We start from the raw sequence: 19,749 nt of genomic DNA on the forward strand, positions 1-19,749 counted from the left end.
GCTATCTGCCCGACCGGCGCGATCTCAACCGCTCCTTCCCCGGCAGCGCCAGGGGCTCGCTCGCCGCGCAGCTCGCCAACATCTTCCTCAAGGAGGTGATCTGCCACTGCTCATTGGGCATCGATATCCACTCCGCCGCGGTCCACCGCTACAACCTGCCGCAGATCCGCATCGCGCCGGACAACGACACATTGCGCGAGCTCGCGATGCTGTTCGGCGCGCATGCGGTGATCGAGAGTCCGTTGCGCCCCGGATCCTTGCGCGACATCGCGCGCGGCGAAGGCGTCGACATGCTGCTGATGGAGGCGGGCGAGGCGCTGCGCTTCGACGAGCTGTCGGTGCGCTGCGGGGTCAACGGCGTGCTCAACGTGATGGCGCATCTCGGCATGATCCAGCCGCACCCGGAAGCAACCCAAGTCACCATCCCTGCCCGCTCGCGCCGCTCGATCTGGGTCCGCGCCCCGCGCGGCGGGCTGTGCGTGCTCGCCGCCAAATCGGGCGACGCGGTGACGAAGGGCCAGGTCATCGGTCGCGTCGCCGGCATCTTCGGCGACGACGGACAGGAATTCCGCGCCCCGATCGACGGCATCATCATCGGCCACGCGGTGCTGCCCGTGGTCAACCAGGGCGACGCGCTGGTGCATATCGCCGAAGTGATGCGCTTTGGCGATGTCGAGGAGCGGGTCGATCAGATCACCGACGGGTTGCTGAATGACCGGCTGCTGGATGAGGACGAGTTGATTTGAGGGGGTCTACTGCTTCAGCTTGAGCCGCACCATAACGCGATTGCTGACCACGCCATTGCCCATATCGACCTGCTCGACCTCGGCGGCCAGAACCACTCCATCGCCAAGGCCGACCGCCGCCAGCCCCATGCCCTCGTCAAGCTTGGCGGCAAAGTCGTGCGGATCATGGGTCTTGGGCAGAAACTCCTCGGGCCGCATCGCGCACACGACAATCTCGCCCTGAGCATTGCGGTTGCACCGCGGCAGCGTGACGACAGGCTTTTGCGCCAGCTCCGTGCGACCAAGCCGCGCCAGATCAAACCCCGCAGCCCGCTCGATCGTTTCGGCGGGCTGCGCAATGACGACAGGTGGGGCCGCCTGATCTTGCACGACGTTTCCTTCCCTGTATGCCGGGCTGATGGGCGCCGTCGGGATGAGGCAGTGTGTCGAGAATTGGTGGGGTGGGCAAGAGGGATTTGGGTGTACCAGATGACCAAGACGTGGCTAAATAATCCACGTCAGTCCGCGTCAAGCTTCCTCGACCTGTGGTTCTCGTCTGTAGTGGTCGAGGCCATGTGCTTCCAGCAGGGCCTCGAGATCCTCTTCTGAAATTGCGTTCTTGTCGTATAGGACGTCAATAAATTCGCGAAAGCCGTGGCTACCAGGAAGATCCGCGCCTGCCTGAGTCGCCTTCAATACAAGCTCGATATCCGCCAAGCTAAAGCGGTCAGCCAGTGGTAGTGCAAGCTTCGTTGCAAGCATGTTTGCGGATTCCCAGTTCCGGGCGGTAGTATATAGCTGGGCTGCCTTGGTGACCATTTCCGCGGGAGGGTCCACAACCGCACCCAGTTGGTCAGCAGTCAGAGACTCCAGAGCGTCAATTGCTCTGTCCCGCCACCAACCAATTTGTAAAGCGCGTTTAACTGCCTTTCCCTTGTTCGGTGATTTTTCTTCCGTCAGCCAGACTTTGAGTACGGTTCTGGCAGCATCGTCCAGCTGCTCCGCAGCTTCTTGGACCCGCAATGCTGCTGCGCCGGCAAAGAGCACTGCGTCCGCATCGCCGCTTTTTGCAAGCTTCTGTATCGCGATAATGAGTCGAGGCAGGGCTACAGGCCGATCCAACTCGAGAGTCGCCTCCATCGCTGGCAGAACATTGCTATGCTTATGATACATATGGCCGGGGCTCGGCCAACCATGCATTAAATCGTCGATAAAGGCTTTCACGAGCGGCGCGCGAGCAGTACCAATTTCTGCTCCGCGTAGCCGCTCAACTACTTCTTCAGAATTAGTTGGAAAGTAAGGCGAAGTTACTGTAGCGCGCAAGCTAGCAATAGCCGCTTTACCTTGCCGAGGCGGCTGGGACAAAACATAAGTCAATGCAGACCGCAGGTGAAGCCTCGCAAGCTCTGCCGGTGGTGCGTAAGGCAACGTATCATGTGTAAAGCTTGGGTGCGCGCACCTATTGCGGTCTGCCCGCAGCCGGGAGAGTTCTTCGAATTCTTGACTTCCAAAAAAATCAAATTTGTCACGAAAAGCCTCAAGCAATTCTCTTTCAAACTCGAGCAGCCCTTTAATGGCAGCTTGATTTCCCGAACCGAGTTGTTGCTGAAAGTTGTCCAGCAATGCAATCATCGTTCTTGCATATCCATCTCCACCTGACGATAAGCTACGCAATTTCGCAATCAGATCGAAACAGACTGAGATATATGTCGAGACGATGGCGGCGCGATAAGCGCCAGCTTCATAGCACCTGACGGCCTCCCGGATGTGCACCTTAGCTTCATCATCTACACAGCGGGCAATCATCTCCTCAAATGCTAGCATCATCATTAATTACTTTCTATGCTCGGCTTATAACACCATTAATAAAATAAAGGATAGCGATGCTTTCATCGTGCCTCATGCCAAATATGTGTCAATTGGTAAACCACTTCGCGATCGGTCAAGAGGCGTCGCACGGAACCATAAAAGGGCTTGAGTTTAATAGCCAAATCGGTTAAATACTATCCGCCTCCGTACCAAATCTGCCCGGTGCGGACTTAAGGCATGTGCTTTCCCGGGATCATCCGGGGGCGGCGGGTTGGGGCTGGTGGGCGGGCTTTTCGCGAGAGCCGGACACCCCATCGGACAAGCCGAACCCAGGCGGCAGTCGGTCAGCGTGCGGCAGCTTTGGATTTCCTTCCTCGCCGCATAATGCCACCGAAAGCGCAAGATGGAAGGACCATCAGCCCTTGGCGGAATGAGGCTTTGCACCAATCACCCGCCAGTCCGCCGCACGCATCCGGTTTCGACCGGACCGTCCCCGGCCCGCCGCCCTCGCGCGCCTTTCTGGTGCGCGCGTTCGCCTGCATGGTTTCAGGAGCGGGAGGGGTGCAGGCGCAAATCCAACAGGGGTTTGGCCTCTGTCCTCCTCCCCTCTTCCGTCATTCCCGCGAACGCGGGAATCCCGCTTTTGCGCGGACGTTCGCGCAGCAGCGGGATCCCCGCCTTCGCGGGGCTGACGAGTGTGTTGGGCTGGCGTTCGCGCGGGGCCTTCGACAGGCTCAGGCTGAGCGGATGTAGGAGCGCGGGGCTTCGGCTCGGGCTGAGCGGATGTTGGGTGCGGCTGAGCGGGGTGGGGTGCAGGTCGAGCTGGATTGGGCGCGACGCCCCCCGCCCCCTCACCTGCCGAATTCAGGCCGTCCCATCGCGCGGCCGTAGAGCGCGGCGTAGCGGTCGAGCATGCGGCGTTCGTCGAACTCGGCCTCGGCTCTGGCCCGGTTCGCCGCGCCGAGCGAGGCGCGCAGTGCGGGGTCGGCGGCGAGGCGCTGGAGGCAGTCGATCAGACCCGCCTCGCTGCCCGGCTCGCCCAGCAGGATCGCATTGTCCGGCGCGACCATGTGCGCGATGTCGCCGACCATCGGCGCGGCCACCGGCAGCCCCGCCGCCATCGCTTCCATCACCGAGATCGGCTGCTGCTCGCTGTCCGACGACAGCGCAAAGATATCGAACAGCCCGACATAGCGCGCAGGGTTCTTGAGGAAGCCCGACATCAGCAGCCGGTCGCCCAGGCCGACGCGCGCCGCTTCGGCCTCGATCGCCGCGCGCTCGGGCCCCTCGCCGACGATCACCAGCCGCACCGGCACGTCGAGCGCGGCGACCGCGCGCACCAGCCGCGGCAGGTTCTTGACTGCGCGCAGGCCGGCGAGCGTGCCGATGACGATCTCGCCATCGCGGCGCTGGAAGCCGGGCATCGATCCGCGCTGCGGACGCTTGGCATAGGCTGCGATATCGATGCCGTTGGGGATGCGCCGCACCCGGCTGTCGGGCTGCTTCCACACATCGAGCGCGATCCGCTCGAGCGTGTAGGACGGCACCACCAACGCATCGGTGCGAGCCAGCGCGACCATGCGGAACCAGTTGCGCTTGCGCTTGAGCCGCACCGCCTCGTCTTCGTTGAAGCCATCCTCGTGATGCACCACCGGCGGCAGCCTGGTCTGCCCGGCAAACAGCGTACGCGCCATCACGCCATCCATCGCGCCCCAGTTGTAGCTGCAGATCAGGTCGAAGCGCTTGAAATACTCGACGAATTCCCGGTAGCGCGCGATGCCGGGCTTGCCCGCGAGCGAAGGCGCATCGGTCGGGAAATCGGCGCGGATGCCCGGCGCGATCGCCCCGCGCGCACCCAGCGCATCGGGCACCGCGGTGAGGATGGTGTGGTGCGCGGACGCCCCGAAATGGTTCATCAGCCGCACCGCGCGCGCCTCCTTGCCACCCAGATCGAAGGTGCTGTGCAGGTGCAGGATGCGCGCGGGGTTAAGCGCGGTTTTCGCTGGCTTCATCGGCTGTTTCATCGCGACGGAGCTATAGCTGCTCAGGCCGTGGTCGCAAGCGCGGCGGCGTCGACCTCGGCGAGCCATGCCGCGATGGCCTCGGCGACCGCGGGCTCCTCGAGCGAGGGCGCATGCCCCTTGTTCTCCACCGTCAGCAGCCGGCCCTGCGGCAACATCTGCAGCATCCGCTCGGCGGTCGCGGTGCTGAACAGATCGGACAGCGCGCCGCGCACGATCAGCACCGGCACCGGCGCCAGCGCGGCGAGCGAGGGCCACAGATCGACCCCCGCCTCGCCGCCGGGCACCGCGAACGGCTCGGCGATGCGCATGTCGTAATCATAGACGATCCGCCCGCCCGCGCCGACCTTCATCGTCTTCTTGGCAAGATCGAGCCAGTCGCTGATCGCATAATCGGGGAACACCGGGCGCTGCACCTCGGCCAGCGCCCAGGCGGCGTGCATCCAGGTGGGGAACGAGCGGCCCTGTCCGACATAATCGCGGATCCGCGCCAGCCCCGCCGCCTCGATCTGCGGGCCGACATCGTTGAGCAACGCCCCGACCACGCGGCCGGGCCGGGTCGAGGCGAGCAGCATCGTGATCAGCCCGCCCAGCGAGGTGCCGATCGAGACAAACCGCTCTATCGCCTGCTCGCGCAGCAGCGCCTCCATGTCCTGGACATAGGTCAGCGGGACATAGCTCATCGCGTCCTTGGCATAGGCGCTGTCGCCGCGCCCGCGCAGGTCGACGCAGATCACGCGCCAGTCGCCCGCCAGGCGCGCGGCGACCTGCTCGAAATCGCGCGCGTTGCGGGTGAGCCCGGGGATGCAGATCACCGGCGGACGGTGCGCGTTTTCGGGGCGCGCCGGATAATCGCGGTAATGCAGGCGAAGCCCGTCGTTCGACCACCAGAAACCATCGCTATAAGGCAGATCGGACTTGGACATGGTTGCGCAGGCTCCCTTTGACCCCCACTATCGCGGGATGACAGCAGAACCGCAAGCCACATCGCCCCGCTCCGATCCCGCGATCCTCGCCATCGCCGATGCCATCGCCCACCCGGTCCAGGCGGCGGATTTCCCGCAGACCGTGCTGCGCTTCCGCAACGACCGGCATGCCGCCACCGTCGGCCTCGACACGCTGGATGACGCAGCCTGGGCGCGCCATTTCGGGCGGTTCGAGCCTTTGCCCGGCAACCTGCCGCAGCCGCTGGCGCTGGCCTATCACGGCCACCAGTTCCGCAGCTACAATCCGCAGATCGGCGACGGGCGCGGGTTCCTGTTCGCACAGGTCCGCGATGATGCCGGGCGGCTGCTCGATCTGGGCACCAAGGGTTCGGGGCAGACCCCGTTCAGCCGCGATGGCGACGGGCGGCTGACGCTGAAAGGCGCGGTGCGCGAGATCCTGGCCACCGAGATGCTCGAGGCTCTCGGGGTCCACACCTCCAAGACCTTCTCGGTGATCGAGACCGGCGAGGAACTGTGGCGCGGCGACGAGCCCTCGCCCACCCGCTCGGCGGTGCTGGTGCGGCTGAGCCACAGCCATATCCGCTTCGGCACCTTCCAGCGGATCGCGTACGAGGACGATGCCGACAAGATGCGCCGCGTGGTGCGCTATGCGCTCGACACGCTGTACGATGGCCAGAGTGATGGGCGCGCGGGCGAGAACGATGCGGCGCGGCTGCTCGATCTGGCGGTCGAGCGGATGGCCGATCTGGCGGCGAGCTATATGGTCGCGGGCTTTGTCCACGGCGTGCTCAACACCGACAACATGAACATCACCGGCGAGAGCTTCGATTATGGCCCGTGGCGGTTCGCGCCGACCTGGGAGCCGGGGTTCACCGCGGCCTATTTCGATCATTCGGGGCTCTATGCTTTCGCGCGCCAGCCCGAGGCGATCCACTGGAACCTCGGCCAGCTCGCGGTGGCGCTGCGGCTGATCAGCGATGCCCCGCCGCTGATCGCCGCGCTCGAACGCTTCGGGCCGCTGTACCAGCAGGCGCTGGCAAAGCGCTTCTGCTGGCGGCTGGGGGTGGTGAGCCAGGGGCTGGACACCGACCGCGATCTGGTCGCCGCCGCCGAAGCGGTGATGATGCAGGGCGGTGTCGGCATCGACGCGTTCTTCTTCGCGTGGATGGGCGATGCCATGCCGGGCTGCCCGGCAGAGCTGGTCGGCACCGAAGGCGAGGCGCTTTGGGCGGCGTTCGGTACGGTCAAGGCGGGGTATGCGACGGCGCGGGATCGCGAGCATGCGTACTGGCAGGGCGATGGCGCGCAATCGATGCTGATCGACGAGGTGGAAAGCATCTGGGCCGCGATCGCCGAACGCGACGACTGGGGGCCGCTGAGCGCCAAGGTCGATGCTGTGCGGGCGATGGGCGAGGCTTTGCGAACGTAAAAATCCTCCCCGAGCTTGCTGGGGGAGGGGGACCGCCCGCGCAGCGGGTGGTGGAGGGGCAGCGTTGCTCGTTAATGCTTGAGGCGAAGTGCCATCCCGCTTCCCCTCCACCACCGACCTGCGGTCGGCGGTCCCCCTCCCCGAGACAAGCTCGGGGAGGATTTAACAGGCTATAACCAAACCACCACGGCATGGATCGTCAGCCCGACCAGACCGCCGACCAGGGTGCCGTTGATGCGGATGAACTGGAGGTCCTTGCCGACCGCGGACTCGACCCGGTCGGTGATCGTGCGCGCGTCCCAGCGGTGCACGGTTTCCGACACCAGCCGCACGATCTGGTCGCCATAGCGGTTGGCGATGCCGACGAGGGTGCGCCGCGCGAAGCGGTTGATCTGGGTCTGCATCCGCGCATCGGTCTGCAGCGCCTCGCCGATCTGGCGGAGGCCGTCGCCGAACTGGCCCGAGAGCGCATGATCGGGATTGCGCGCGGCGCGAATCAATGCGGTGCGGCTGCGTTCCCACAGACCCTCGAGCCAGCGCGCCATCGCCGGGTTGGCGAGCATCTCGGCCTTGATGTCGGCGACCTTGCCCTGCATCTCGGGATCGTGGAGCAGACGGTGCGCCATCGTCTCCAGCCCCTCTTCGACCTTGCCGCGCAGCGGGTGGCTGGTGTCCTCGGCCATGTCGAACAGCAGGTTGTGCAGGCCATCGACGATCCCGGTGGCGAGGCGCTCGTCGAGCCCGGTCCAGCGCATGATGGTGTTGGCGCGGGTGCGCACCATCTCGCGCAGCAGCTCCTCATTGGCGAACAGGGTGCGCTGCGTCCATTTGATGATGCCGTCCATCAGCGGCAGATGGCGATTGTCGGCGATCGCTGCGGTGAGGATCTGGCCGAGCAGCGGCGCGACGTCGAGCTTTTCAAGCTGGACCCGCAGCGCTTCCTTGGCGTTGCCGCCGAGCCGGTCCTGGTCGAGCGATTCGAGAACATCGGCGACCATGTTCGATGCGCCCAGCCGCAGCCGCCCTTCCCCGCCGGTCGGCTCGACGAGGAACCGCCCAGCCGCGCCTGCGACATTCATGTGCCGCATCCGCCGCGCCACGACCAGAGGCGTGAGGAAATTGCTGCGCAGGAACTGCGCCATCGTGTCGCCGATGCGGTCCTTGTTGCGCGGGATGATCGCGGTGTGCGGGATCGGCAGGCCCAAAGGATGGCGGAACAGGGCGGTGACCGCGAACCAGTCCGCCAACCCGCCGACCATCGCGGCCTCGGCAAAGGCGCGGACATAACCCCAGCGCGCGTCGACATTGTCTTCGGCCCAGTGCGTGGCGATGAAAACCCCCGCCATCACCACCAGCATGCCGGTGGCGATGGCGCGGATACGCCACGCTGGGTCAGCGCTTCTCGGCAATGCCGTGGCGGTCATGACAGACGCCTGCCGCTCACTCCGCAGGCTGAATTCCGCGCGGCTTGCCACCGGCCATCATCGCCTCGTCATCGGCGTTATCACCGGTCTTGTAGGTCAGCAGCTTCCTGCTCAGCCACGGACCGACGCGCTTTTCGACGCCATCGGCCAGGCTGAAGCCGGCAGGCACGATCACCAGGGTCAGCAGCGTCGAGACGATCAGCCCGCCGATCACCACCGTGCCCATCGGCGCGCGAAACGCGCCATCGCCCGACAGCGACAGGGCCGTCGGCACCATGCCCGCGGTCATCGCGACGGTGGTCATCACGATCGGCTGCGCACGCTTGTGCCCGGCCTCGAGGATCGCCTCGAGCTTGGGTACGCCGCGCTGCATTTCCTCGATGGCAAAGTCGATCAGCAGGATCGAGTTCTTGGACACGATGCCCAGCAGCATCAGCACCCCGATCAGCACCGGCATCGACACCGGCTGGCCGACGACCCACACCAGGAAGATGCCGCCCAATGGCGCAAGCGCCAGCGAACCCATGTTGACCAGCGGCGACATCAACCTCTTGTACAGCAGCACCAGCACCGCAAACACCAGCAGGATGCCGGAAACCAGGGCGATGACGAAGTTGACTGCGAGCTCCGCCTGCCATTCCTGCTCGCCAAACGGCTTGTTGCCGACGCCGGTGGGCAGGTTCTTCATGATCGGCAGGTTGTTGATCGCGGTCATCGCCTCGCCGGTCACCACGCCCTGTGCCAGGTCGGCGCCGACGAAGACGCGACGTTCCTGGTTGTAACGCTGGATCGTCGTCGGCCCGGATCCGAAGGAAATGTCAGCCACGCGGTTGAGCGGAACCGAGCCGCCTGCGGCCGTCTGCACCGGAAGGTTCTGGATCGTGTTGAAATCGTTTCGCGATTCCTTGGGCAGCACGACACGGATCTGGATCTGCCGATCGGACAGCGAGAAGCGCGCCGAGTTTTGCTCGATCTCGCCCAACGTCGCGATACGGATCGCCTGGCTGAGCGCTGCCGTCGTGATGCCCAACTGGGCGGCCAGATCGGCCCGCGGCTTGATGATGATCTCGGGACGCCGCATGTCGGCATTCACCCGCGGGCCGGTGATGAGCTTGATGCCCTTCATCTGCTCGACCAGTGTGCCTGCAGTCTCGTACAGTTTCTCGGGGTCAGACCCGGTGAGCATGATCGAGATATCGCGGTTGGTGCCGCCACCGCCCGATTGCGAGGCAAAGCTGACGCGCGCATCGGGAACCGCCTGCAGCGTCTCAGCCAGATCACGCTCGAACTCGATCGAGGTCTTCTCGCGCTTTTCCTTCAACGTGACGAAGATCGTGCCGTTGCCTTCGCGGATGCGGATCAGCGCACGTTCGACCTCGGGCTGCTGGTACATGATCGCAGCGACCTTGTCGGCGACGACCTCGGTCTGCTCGAGCGTGGTGCCGGGAACCATCTCGATCTGGATGCGGCTGTTGTCTTCGTCGGTCTTCGGCAGGAACTGCACCGGGGTGACCGCGAACAGAACGACAGTGAGGACGAACGCAAACAGGCCGACACCCATCATCCACATGCGATGATCCAGGAAGATGGCGGCGAATTTCCGACCCAATCCAGGGTTCTCGCCACGATATGCCTTCGCCCTGCTTTGGTCGAGCGACCAGCTCAGGATGCGCATGTAGCGGTCCATCATCTTGCCCCCGCCATGTTCGGCGTGGCCCTTGGCCTCGAGGAAGTACGCCGCGACCATCGGCGTGATCATGCGCGCGACGGCAAGGCTCATCAGCACCGAGATCACCACGGTGACCCCGAAATTCTTGAAGAACTGGCCCGAGATGCCGGGCATCAGGCCCACCGGCAGGAACACCGCGACGATGCAGAACGAGGTCGCAACCACCGCGAGGCCGATCTCGTCGGCAGCGTCGATCGAGGCCTGATAGGCCGATTTGCCCATGCGCATGTGTCGGACGATGTTCTCGATCTCCACGATCGCGTCATCGACGAGCACGCCTGCCACCAGCCCCAAAGCGAGCAGCGAGAGGAAATTGAGGTTGAAGCCGAGCAGATCCATGAACCAGAAGGTCGGGATCGCGGACAACGGGATCGCGATCGCCGAGATGATCGTCGCGCGCCAGTCGCGCAGGAAGAAGAACACCACGACAACCGCGAGCACCGCGCCTTCGATCATCGAGGCGATAGAGCTTTCATACTGGCTTTTGGTGTAATCGACGCTCGAACCCAGCCGGATGAACCTGACCCCGGGATTTTGCTCCTTGATCTCTTCCATCGCCAGGATCGCGTCGTCATAGACGGTGACGTCCGATGCCCCCCTCGAGCGCGTCATCGCGAAGTTGACGACTTCCTTGTTGCGCACCTTGCTGATCGAGGTCGGCTCGCCGAAACCATCGCTGACGGTCGCGACATCGGTCAGCTTGATCGTGCGCCCGCCGCCCAGCGGCACCTGAATCTGCGACAGCTCGAAGGCGGTATCGGCATTGCCCAGAACGCGCAGCGACTGGCGGGTCCCGCCGACATCGGCACGGCCACCGGCAGCATCGACGTTGATCTGGCGCAGGGCATTGTTGACCACGCTTGCGGTCACCCCCAGCGCCTGCATCCGTGCAGGATCGAGGATCACCCGGATTTCGCGATCGACCCCGCCAAAGCGATCGACCTCCGCCATGCCGTCGATCGACAGCAACCGCTTGGTCACCGTGTCATCGACGAACCAGCTCAGTTGCTCGATCGTCATGTCATCGGCTTCGACCGCGAAATAGGCGATCGGTTCACCGGTCGCATCCACCTTCATCACCGACGGCTCGAGAATCCCTTCGGGAAGGTTGCCGCGGATCTGATCGACCGCATTCTTGACCTCGTTCACCGCCTCGATGGTATCGGTGCCGATTTCGAATTCGACAAAGGTGCTGGAGCTGCCCTCGCTGGCGGTCGAACTGATGTTCTTGACGCCGTTGATGCCACGCACCGCAGCCTCGATCCGCTGGGTGATCTGGTTTTCGATCTCGGTCGGCGCAGCGCCCGGCTGCGAAATCATGATCTGCGCAGCGGGAAAATCGATGTCGGGCTGGTTGACGACGTCCATCCGCATGAAGCTGAGGATGCCGGCGAACAGCAGGCCGGTGAAGAAGACGAGCGGGATGATCGGGTTGCGGATCGACCAGGCCGACATGTTCCGGAAGTTCATCGCTCAATCCTCAACCCGCCGGATATCCGGCATGTTATCAGTTACGCCACGTCAATACGGCCAGATGCATGGGCCATGCAAGCAATGCCATCCAAACACCAGCGTACCCTAGGCCATGGCTCGACCAACGCATGGCCCTGTTCGACAACCGGCACGCCATAGCAGCACAACCATTGCCTGAAACAGGGTCAGCCCGCGTTGGCACCCTGCATCTGCGGCCGAACGGTCTCGCCCGGGTTGAGGAAGCCGCCGGCATAGAGCACGACGCGTTCCTTGCCGGTGATTCCGCTGGCGATCGCAATGCCCCGCGGGGTTACGGTGCCGGTGGTGACATCGCGCCGCTCGACCTTGTTGTCCTGGCCCACGACATAGACATAGCTGCCCTTGTCGTCGCTGAGCACCGCCGATTCGGGCAACACCGGCGATTGCGACGAACCGCTGATCACCGCCGCGCTGGCAAATCCACCGGGACGCAGCGCCTTGTCATAGGTGAGCGCAATCCGCGCGATGCCCTGGCGCGAGGTTTCGTTGATCACCGGCAGCAGCTGCCAGACCTGCCCGGTAAAGGTGCGGCCCGCGCCCACGGGGGTGACTTCGGCGCGAACACCGACCGAAAGATTGGCCAGATCGGCCTCGCCCATCTGCGCGCGCAATTCCATCTCGCCACCTGCAGCCATACGGAACAGCACCCCGGTGCCGGCACCGACGACCTGACCGGGCTCGACATTGCGCTCGAGCACCAGCCCGGCTTCGGGCGCGCGTATGTTGAGGCGACCATTGCGGGCCTGCGCTTCGCGCAACTGGGCGCGCGCGATCTCGACCCGCGCCTCGGCGGCATCGCGCGTCGCCCGGCGGCGGTCGACGTCGGCCTTGGAGATGAAACCGCGATCGACCAGTTGCAGCGCGCGCTCGAGTTCGTTTTGTGCCAGCACGGCATCGGCCTGGTTGACCTGGATCTGCGCCGCGAGCGAACGGGCCTGCTGGGTCTGGACGTCCTGATCGATGATCGCCAGCACCTGGCCGCTCTTCACCCAGTCGCCCGGCTGAACCAGCACGCGGACCACCTGCCCGCCCTCGCCTGCGATGCCGATCGGCATTTCGCGGCGGGCCGCCAGCGTGCCGGTGGCGTTGATCACGCGCTCGACCGATCCCGAGCCCGGAACGATGACAGTGACGGCAGGTGCCTGCGAATCGCTGCCGCCAGCCCCTGTCTGCGCGCCTTCACCGGCAGCGGTCTCGCCATCACCGCCCAGGAAATAGGCGCCAGCGGCGATCAGCAGTGCAATCGCAATGATCGCGGCGATGATGATGTTGCGCCGCTTTTTCTTGGCGGACTCGTCCACTTCCGACCCATAAAGGTCTTCGCTGCGTGCGGTAATCGCATCCCCGCCAAAGCTGCTTTCGTAATTCATCGCACGATCCGTCCAAACCACGCCTCCTCCCCGTTTTACGCCACCTTGCCCTTAAAAAGGCAGGCGGAGACGGACGGTCATCGGAAGCTTTTTCCCGGAATGCCGCATCGGCAGCCCCCGGTTTTCATGGCACTGTGTTATCCAATTAAGGCACCGCGCGCAAGCCATAATGCGGCACGCGACGGGGCTCCTTATGACGTCACAGCGTCCATGGCAATTGTCGAGGGCGGGCGGATACAAAAACGGGGAGCAGAAGGCGCTGTCGCCCGCTGCTCCCCGCGATGGCACCAATGGTGCAGAAGAAATTAAAAGACCGGTGATGTGTTACCGGGCACGTCCACGCTGAACCAGGTTCACGATCGCCAGCAGAATGACTGCACCGATGAACGCGGTCAGCAGTGTCAACGGATCAAACGCATTGCCGCGCAGCCCCTGACCGCCCAGCAGGCCGCCGAGCAGGAAGTGCCCGAGCACCGATCCCACGCAGCCCACGACGACGTTCCAGAAGATGCCCATCTGGGCATCGCGGTTCATAACTTTGCTGGCCAACCAGCCCATGATGCCGCCCATAATCAGCGCCAGAATCAAACCCATGATAATCTCCCTTGTTAGCCCGATGCCGATCTGCGGTCACCTTGGGCCAGATTACGACGAAGCGTTGAAGTGGTTCCAAGCTGCGGTGAACACTGCAGGGATCGGGTGGGGCAGCCATTGCGCCGACAGCGGTTTTGCCGTTGATCACGCTTCATTCTTTGCGTTTTGTGGCCTGCTCGACTAAGGCGGCGACTTCAACGATCCGTGCAGATGGTCTGCGCGGCATATCGGGTTGTTCGTGCGCGGCACCTTCCCGAACCAGAATGAAGAATTGAGATAACATGGCAGGCTACAAGGACCCAGGCTTTCAGGAACGTCAGGCACTGGCGCAGAAAGCGCGTCAGGCAGCGCTCGACAAGCTGAAAGCCAAGCCTGCGCCCGACCCCGAAGTGGTCGCCCAGCGGCTGGCAGCCCAGGCCGCCAAGGAAGAAGCTCAGGCTGCCAAGCGCGCCGAGAAGATCGCCGAGCGCGAGCAGGCCAAGCTCGACGCCGCCGCGAAGATTGCGGCTGCCGAAGCCGAGGCCGAAAACGCTGCGCTGCAGGAAGTCGAGACCGAAGCCGAAAAGAAGCTCAAGCGCGATGCCCGTTATGCCGCGCGCAAGAAGCGCAGGTAAGACCCGCTCCTAACCATGATCCCGCGCGAACTCCTCGCCACCGCTGACGTGCCCGGCGGCGGCGATCCCCTGCGGCTGATCCAGCGGGGCGCCGAATATTCGATCATGCTTGGCGCCAACGAGCTGATGAACAGCCGGCTGAGCGGATCGGAAGAGGCGTTGGCGACGCTGGCGCAGGCACGGTTGGCGAATGTCACCGGTCCTAGCGTGCTGATCGGCGGGCTGGGCATGGGATTCACGCTGCGTGCCGCGCTCACAGCCTTCGGCCCGCAGGCGCGGATCACCGTCGCCGAACTGGTGCCCGAGATCGTCGACTGGGCGCGTGGCCCGATGGCGCATCTGCACGAGGGCACGCTCGATAGCGCGCAGGTGCAGATCGAAGTGGCCGATATCGGCGGACTGATCCGCGCCGGACGCGGGCTATATGATGCGATCCTGCTCGATGTCGACAATGGCCCCGATGGGCTGTCGCGCGAGGGCAATGATGCGCTCTACACGCTGGCGGGCCTTGCTCATGCCCATGCGGCACTGCGCCCCGGCGGCGTGCTTGCCGTGTGGTCGAGCGGCCCCGATCCGCGCTTTACTGCACGGCTGCGCAAGGCAGGGTTCGATGTGCGCGAGGAGACGGTCCGCGCGACCAAATCAGGCCGCGGTGCACGCCACACCATCTGGATCGCGGTGCGGGGCGGCTAGCCAATCCACAGCCAACCCCGTCATTCCCGCGAACGCGGGAATCCCGCTTGTGCGCCACGGTAGCAAAGAAGCGGGACCCCCGCGTGCGCGGGGGTGACGATCAAATAGCGCTAGGTGTCACTCTGCTCGTGCCGTTCTCCGGGCTTCGGCTCGATGCCATAGGGCTTTACCAAAGCCCAGACATGGTCGGGGATCATCGTCTTCATCTTGGGCTGCGCGGCGCGGCGGAGGTGGAGCACGGTCTCGACCGCCTTCATTTCAAGCCGTGCGCGCGCAAACTCGATGCCGCGCGGACCGATTCGCGGCATCAGCCAGCCGAACACCTTGCGCATGAATTTGGGCATCCGCCGCAGCGGCAAGCCTCCGGCGGCGAGCTCGGTGTTGGTCATGAATCCCTTGACCGGCCCTGCCCTTTTGCCGGCGCTGGTCACCTCCGCCGTCCGGAGCTCATCGCCCAGCAGCGCCACCAGCTCCTCGCCACGCTCGTTGCGCACCACCAGCCACTGCTGGCCGCGCCCCGCCATATAGCCGACCGTGATGTCGGCAAGCACATTGGTGTAATCGACACAGGTGCGGCAGGTCAGCGGGAAGAAATCGCCCGGCAGGTCCGAGATCGGCAGCTGCAGGAACGGGATTTCGCGGCTTGCGCCATCGTCGAAGCGCAGTTCGACGTGATAGTCGGCGCGGAACTCCAGATAGCTGATCGTCTCGGGCGCATCCGACAGCAGCCCCAGGAACGTATGGAAGTTCTCGGTGGTGGTGTTGTCCGAGCACGGCGTGCCGATGACGTAGATCCGCTCGAAGCCCAGTTCGGCCTCGAGCGCGCGCAGCGCGTGGATCTGGCACGGGATGCCGATCACCGCGACCCGGCGGTGGCCGGCGGCGCGTGCGGGTTCGAGCAGCGCCAGCAAAGGCGCATAGCCCATGCGCATGCCGCGCACCTTTGCCATGTCGTCGGCCCGCGTAATCAGCATCGGCAGCGGCCGCCAGCGGTCATCGGGATGCGGCCCGATCGCCAGCACCGCATCGACCGCGCCGGTTTCGAGCAGCCGCGCGCCGATGCGGGTGGTGATCCCGGTCCATTGCGCGCCCGGGGATGCGGGCACGAGTTCGGCCTGCACCATGCGCCGGTAGGGGCCGAAGAACCGCTCGTCGCCCTTGTCCGCATCGCGCGCGCGGCCATGCACCTGGCGTTCCAGCTTCGGATAATCGGGCTGTATGAACTGGCAGGCGCGGCCGCAGGCCTTGGGGTCGCTGGTGCGCGAAATGCCGCAATCGGTGCACAGGGTGCGCGGGACGGCTGGGGCGAAATCCACCGTCGGGATGTGCGGGCTTGGCGCGGGTAAAGTGTCCATCAAGGTTTACACTAGCCCGGGCTCCGCCGATCCGCAAACGCTCGCTTGGGAGGCCCATCAAGCGCACGTTCGCGGCAACTTCCCACGATGTTAATTTGACGCTAGGATTTGCCGGAGATGCGAAAGGCAGAAGACATGCAGTGGTCCAGCACCGAGCGGCAGGGATGCGTTGTCGCGAGCCCCGATGGCCGGGTCGACGAGGCAACCGCCCAGGCCTTTGCCGATCATCTCGCCAGCAGCGTGACCCTCGCCGCCGAATCACCCGGCCGCAAGCTGGTCGTCGATTTTGCCGGGCTGGACTACATGTCGTCGCGCGGCCTGCGCGCGCTGACCCTCGCCAAGCGCCAGGCCGATACCGCAGGCGTCACCATGGCCCTGGCGCGGCCCAACGCGGTGATGCGCGAAATTCTGGCGATCAGCCGGTACGACAAACTGTTCCCGGTGAGCGACACGATTGAGGGTGCGCTCTAGCGGGGAGCTTGAACCAAGGGGGGTGTCAATGCTGATCCGGTTCTGGGGCACGCGCGGGTCGCTGCCTGTCGCGGCAACGGCCTCGATCGTGCAGGAGAAGGTCGCAGGCGCCCTGCTCGCCGCCTCGGGCCGCAGCTTTGCCGATCTGGACGAAGCGCGCGCCTTCACCCGCAACGAGCTGGACTTCGCCACCGGCGGCACCTTTGGTGGGGCAACCACCTGCGTCGAGATCGCGGCGGGTGATCCGGACGCCGGCGATCCCTACATCCTCTGCGATATGGGCAGCGGCCTGCGCAGCTTCGGGCTCGATGCGATGCGTCGCTGCGCCGCTGGCCATGCCCGGGTCTATCACTTCTTCATGTCGCACCTGCACTGGGACCATATCATGGGCTTCCCGTTCTTCGTGCCGGCGTTCGACCCCAATGCGCACATCGTCATCCATTCCGGGCATGAGGATGCGGAGACCGCGCTGCGCCGCCAGCAGGAGGAAATCTCCTTCCCGGTCGCGTTCGACTGGCTGCGCGCGAAGATCGAATTCCGCACGCTGAAACCCGGCGAAGTCTATCAGATCGGCGCGGTGCAGGTCGAGGTGATGGAGCAGCACCATTCGCACAGCAGCTTCGGCTACCGCTTTACCGATGCGGACGGCAAGATCGCGGTGTTCAGCACCGACAGCGAGCACAAGATGGAGAAGATGCACGGCGAGGCCGATGTCGAAGCGTTCTTCGGCAACGCCGATCTCGTCATCTGCGACACGATGTATTCGCTCGCCGACAGCGTCTCGATGAAAGAGGACTGGGGCCATTCGAGCAACGTCGTCGCGATCGACCTGTGCCATGGCGCGCGCGCCAAACGGCTGGCGCTGTTCCACCACGAACCGGTCTATTCGGACGCCGATATCGCGCGAATGCACGCCGAGAGCATCCGCTACGAGGAACTGACCCGCGAGCACGCTCCGCTGGAGGTGCTGTGCGCCTATGACGGCCTTGAAGTCGTCCTCTAGCGCGGCGGCGCTTCCCTCGCGCAGCCTGTGGCTGGCGGCGCTGGCGGGGTTTGCCGCAGCCGCCCTGCTCAGCCTGGCGCTCAGCCCGCGCGCGCAGAACACCGTCTTCGATGGCTGGCAGTGGCTGAGCCCGCGCGATCTGACCGCCAGCAATGTCCGCGTGGTGGCGATCGGTGATGAAAGCCTCGATGTCATCGGCAGCTGGCCCTGGCCGCGCCGGGTGTTCGCCACGCTGACCCAGAGGCTGACCGAAGGCGGCGCCAGCGCGATCGGTTTCGACGTCATCTTTGCCGAGCCCGATGCGGTCAGCCCGTCGCGCTTTGCGCGGCTGTACCCGCCCGACAGCCCGGCGGTGGAGGCCTGGCTGGACCAGCTTGGCAGCATGGACGACGAGTTTGCCGATGCGATCAGCACCGCGCCGGTGGTGCTGGGCCGTGCCGGGGTTACACTGGGCGGTGCGGACCCTGCCGACCTCACCGTATGGGCGACGATCACCGGCACGCCGCCCGCCGCCCTGCCGCGCTTTCCGTTGGTCCAGCGCAACCTCGAGACGCTGGAACAGCGCGCGCCGGGCTTCGGGCTGCTCAACGGCAAGCCCGACAGCGACGGCCGGGTGCGCGGCGTGCCGCTGGTGGCGCAGACCGGCGAGGCGCTGGTGCCGGGGCTGGCGCTGGAACTGGCGCGGGTGGCGCGGGAACAGCAGACCGGTGCGCCCGCCGAGATCACGCTGACCCCCGGCAAGTTGCGGATCGCCGACCGCACTATCCCGGTGGACAATGAAGGCCGCCTGCGGCTGCACTTTGCCGAAATCCCCCAAAGCCATGTCTATTCCGCGATCGAGATCCTGTCCGAAGACTTCGATCTGACCCAGCTGCGCGGCAAGACCGTGATCGTCTCGCTGACCGCCGAGGGATCGCCCGACATCGTCGCGACGCCGTTAGGGTCCGAGATGTTCGGCGTGCTGGTGCAGGCGCAGGCGGCGGACGCGATCCAGCGCGGCGGCTGGCTGGTGCGTCCGGTGTGGAGCCACGCGGCCGAATGGATCACCGGCGGCGTGCTGGCAGTCCTCCTGCTGCTGCTCGCCGCACGCCAGACGCGCGGGCGGATGACCTGGACTGTGCTGGCGACCGCGGTGGTGATCCTGCCGCTGGCGAGCTGGACGCTGTTCCGCTTTGCCGACACATTGTTCGACCCGATCCGCCCGCTGCTGCTGGGCAGCGGCGCGGCACTGGCGGTGTTCGGCGCGCTGTTCCGCGAGGCGCGGCGCGAGCGCGCGGCGCTGCGCGATGCGCAGAACCGGACCGAAGGTGAGCTGGACGCCGCGCGCGCGATCCAGCTGGGCATGCTGCCCGACCGGGCGGCGCTGGCCACGCTGGATCCGCGCATCGACATCGCGGCGCAGCTCGAAGCGGCCAAGTCGGTGGGCGGCGATTTCTACGACATCATCCCGCTCGGCGACGACCGGGTGATGATCCTGATCGCCGATGTCACCGGCAAGGGCGTGCCCGCCGCCTTGTTCATGGCGCTGTCCAAGGCGCTGTCGCGCAGCGTGATGCTGCGCAGCCCCGGCGACCTTGCCGATACCGCCGCGATGCTCAACACCGAACTGATGCGCGACAGCGGCGATGCGCTGGGACTCACGATGCTTTTGTGCCTGATCGATCTGGCCTCCGGGCGGGTCGAGATGGTCAACGCCGGGCACGACAACCCGCTGCGCATCACCAACGAGGGCGCGGTGGTCGACGAACCGCTCGAGGGTGGCCCACCGTTCTGCATCATGGACTATCCCTGGCCCGCCGAGCACCTCACCCTGCTGCCGGGCGAGGCGTTGGTGCTGATCACCGATGGGGTCACCGAGGCACAGAACGCCGGGGAGCAGTTGTTCGGCACCCAGCGCACCCGCGAGGCGCTGATCGCCGACCAGTCGAGCGCCGCTGCGATGGTCGCCACCTTGTGCGACGCGGTGCGCGCCTTCGAGGCGGGCACCGACCCCAGCGATGACCTCACCGTGGTTGCCTTCCGCTATCTGGGTGCTAATCCGGCTGCGAACTGA

16 protein-coding genes are annotated in these 19,749 nt (G+C 65.2%); 7 read left to right on the forward strand and 9 right to left on the reverse strand.

What is annotated here, in order from left to right:
* A partial coding sequence (locus tag QUV11_RS08800) for a succinylglutamate desuccinylase/aspartoacylase family protein (protein ID WP_300881729.1) occupies positions 1-746 on the forward strand: 746 nt, incomplete at its 5' end.
* A 6-nt stretch (positions 747-752) separates the two neighbouring features.
* Here the strand turns inward: QUV11_RS08800 and QUV11_RS08805 are convergent.
* The 4 genes from QUV11_RS08805 to QUV11_RS08820 form a co-directional block, all read right to left on the reverse strand.
* Positions 753-1,115 (reverse strand): hypothetical protein, encoded by a 363-nt coding sequence (locus QUV11_RS08805; RefSeq protein WP_300881732.1) that lies wholly within the window; start codon positions 1,113-1,115, stop codon positions 753-755.
* Between the two features lie 138 nt (positions 1,116-1,253).
* Positions 1,254-2,555 carry a hypothetical protein gene (locus tag QUV11_RS08810; protein WP_300881734.1) on the reverse strand — a complete coding sequence of 434 codons (1,302 nt, stop codon included), beginning with the start codon at positions 2,553-2,555 and terminating at the stop codon, positions 1,254-1,256.
* 830 nt (positions 2,556-3,385) lie between these two features.
* Positions 3,386-4,546 (reverse strand): glycosyltransferase family 4 protein, encoded by a 1,161-nt coding sequence (locus tag QUV11_RS08815; RefSeq protein ID WP_300881736.1) that lies wholly within the window; start codon positions 4,544-4,546, stop codon positions 3,386-3,388.
* 32 nt (positions 4,547-4,578) lie between these two features.
* Positions 4,579-5,481, reverse strand: a complete 903-nt coding sequence (locus QUV11_RS08820; RefSeq protein WP_300881738.1) for an alpha/beta hydrolase — start codon at positions 5,479-5,481, stop codon at positions 4,579-4,581.
* Between the two features lie 37 nt (positions 5,482-5,518).
* Here QUV11_RS08820 and QUV11_RS08825 point away from each other — a divergent pair, with 37 nt between their 5' ends.
* Complete coding sequence (locus tag QUV11_RS08825) at positions 5,519-6,931, forward strand: protein adenylyltransferase SelO family protein (RefSeq protein ID WP_300881905.1); 1,413 nt, start codon at positions 5,519-5,521, stop codon at positions 6,929-6,931.
* A 170-nt stretch (positions 6,932-7,101) separates the two neighbouring features.
* Here QUV11_RS08825 and QUV11_RS08830 read toward each other — a convergent pair whose 3' ends face one another.
* The 4 genes from QUV11_RS08830 to QUV11_RS08845 form a co-directional block, all read right to left on the reverse strand.
* On the reverse strand, positions 7,102-8,355 hold the full coding sequence (locus QUV11_RS08830) for a DUF445 domain-containing protein (RefSeq protein WP_300881740.1): 1,254 nt from the start codon (positions 8,353-8,355) through the stop codon (positions 7,102-7,104).
* 16 nt (positions 8,356-8,371) lie between these two features.
* Positions 8,372-11,554 (reverse strand): efflux RND transporter permease subunit, encoded by a 3,183-nt coding sequence (locus tag QUV11_RS08835; RefSeq protein WP_300881742.1) that lies wholly within the window; start codon positions 11,552-11,554, stop codon positions 8,372-8,374.
* A gap of 188 nt (positions 11,555-11,742) precedes the next feature.
* A complete protein-coding gene (locus QUV11_RS08840) occupies positions 11,743-12,966 on the reverse strand; it encodes an efflux RND transporter periplasmic adaptor subunit (RefSeq protein WP_300881744.1) in 1,224 nt (407 codons plus the stop codon).
* Between the two features lie 324 nt (positions 12,967-13,290).
* The gene (locus QUV11_RS08845; RefSeq protein WP_300881746.1) at positions 13,291-13,560 is read right to left on the reverse strand and encodes a GlsB/YeaQ/YmgE family stress response membrane protein; all 270 of its coding nucleotides are present in this window, start codon (positions 13,558-13,560) and stop codon (positions 13,291-13,293) included.
* Positions 13,561-13,841: 281 nt separating this feature from the next.
* On the opposite strand from QUV11_RS08845, the gene QUV11_RS08850 reads away from it, so the two are divergent.
* The gene (locus QUV11_RS08850; RefSeq protein ID WP_300881748.1) at positions 13,842-14,174 is read left to right on the forward strand and encodes a DUF6481 family protein; all 333 of its coding nucleotides are present in this window, start codon (positions 13,842-13,844) and stop codon (positions 14,172-14,174) included.
* 15 nt (positions 14,175-14,189) lie between these two features.
* Positions 14,190-14,867, forward strand: a complete 678-nt coding sequence (locus QUV11_RS08855; protein ID WP_300881750.1) for a spermidine synthase — start codon at positions 14,190-14,192, stop codon at positions 14,865-14,867.
* Between the two features lie 110 nt (positions 14,868-14,977).
* On the opposite strand, the gene QUV11_RS08860 is transcribed toward QUV11_RS08855, so the two are convergent.
* The gene (locus QUV11_RS08860; protein WP_300881752.1) at positions 14,978-16,222 is read right to left on the reverse strand and encodes a Coenzyme F420 hydrogenase/dehydrogenase, beta subunit C-terminal domain; all 1,245 of its coding nucleotides are present in this window, start codon (positions 16,220-16,222) and stop codon (positions 14,978-14,980) included.
* 117 nt (positions 16,223-16,339) lie between these two features.
* Between QUV11_RS08860 and QUV11_RS08865 the strand changes: the two genes are divergently transcribed.
* From QUV11_RS08865 to QUV11_RS08875, 3 genes are read left to right on the forward strand one after another with little or no spacing between them, the layout of a single operon-like run.
* A complete protein-coding gene (locus QUV11_RS08865) occupies positions 16,340-16,693 on the forward strand; it encodes an STAS domain-containing protein (RefSeq protein WP_300881754.1) in 354 nt (117 codons plus the stop codon).
* A gap of 28 nt (positions 16,694-16,721) precedes the next feature.
* Positions 16,722-17,696, forward strand: a complete 975-nt coding sequence (locus QUV11_RS08870; RefSeq protein WP_300881756.1) for an MBL fold metallo-hydrolase — start codon at positions 16,722-16,724, stop codon at positions 17,694-17,696.
* The gene (locus QUV11_RS08875) at positions 17,671-19,749 is read left to right on the forward strand and encodes a CHASE2 domain-containing protein (RefSeq protein WP_300881758.1); all 2,079 of its coding nucleotides are present in this window, start codon (positions 17,671-17,673) and stop codon (positions 19,747-19,749) included. Before QUV11_RS08870 ends, QUV11_RS08875 begins: the two co-directional genes overlap by 26 nt.

This window comes from Blastomonas sp. (assembly GCF_030373265.1).
In the GTDB taxonomy this organism is placed as follows: Bacteria; Pseudomonadota; Alphaproteobacteria; order Sphingomonadales; family Sphingomonadaceae; genus Blastomonas.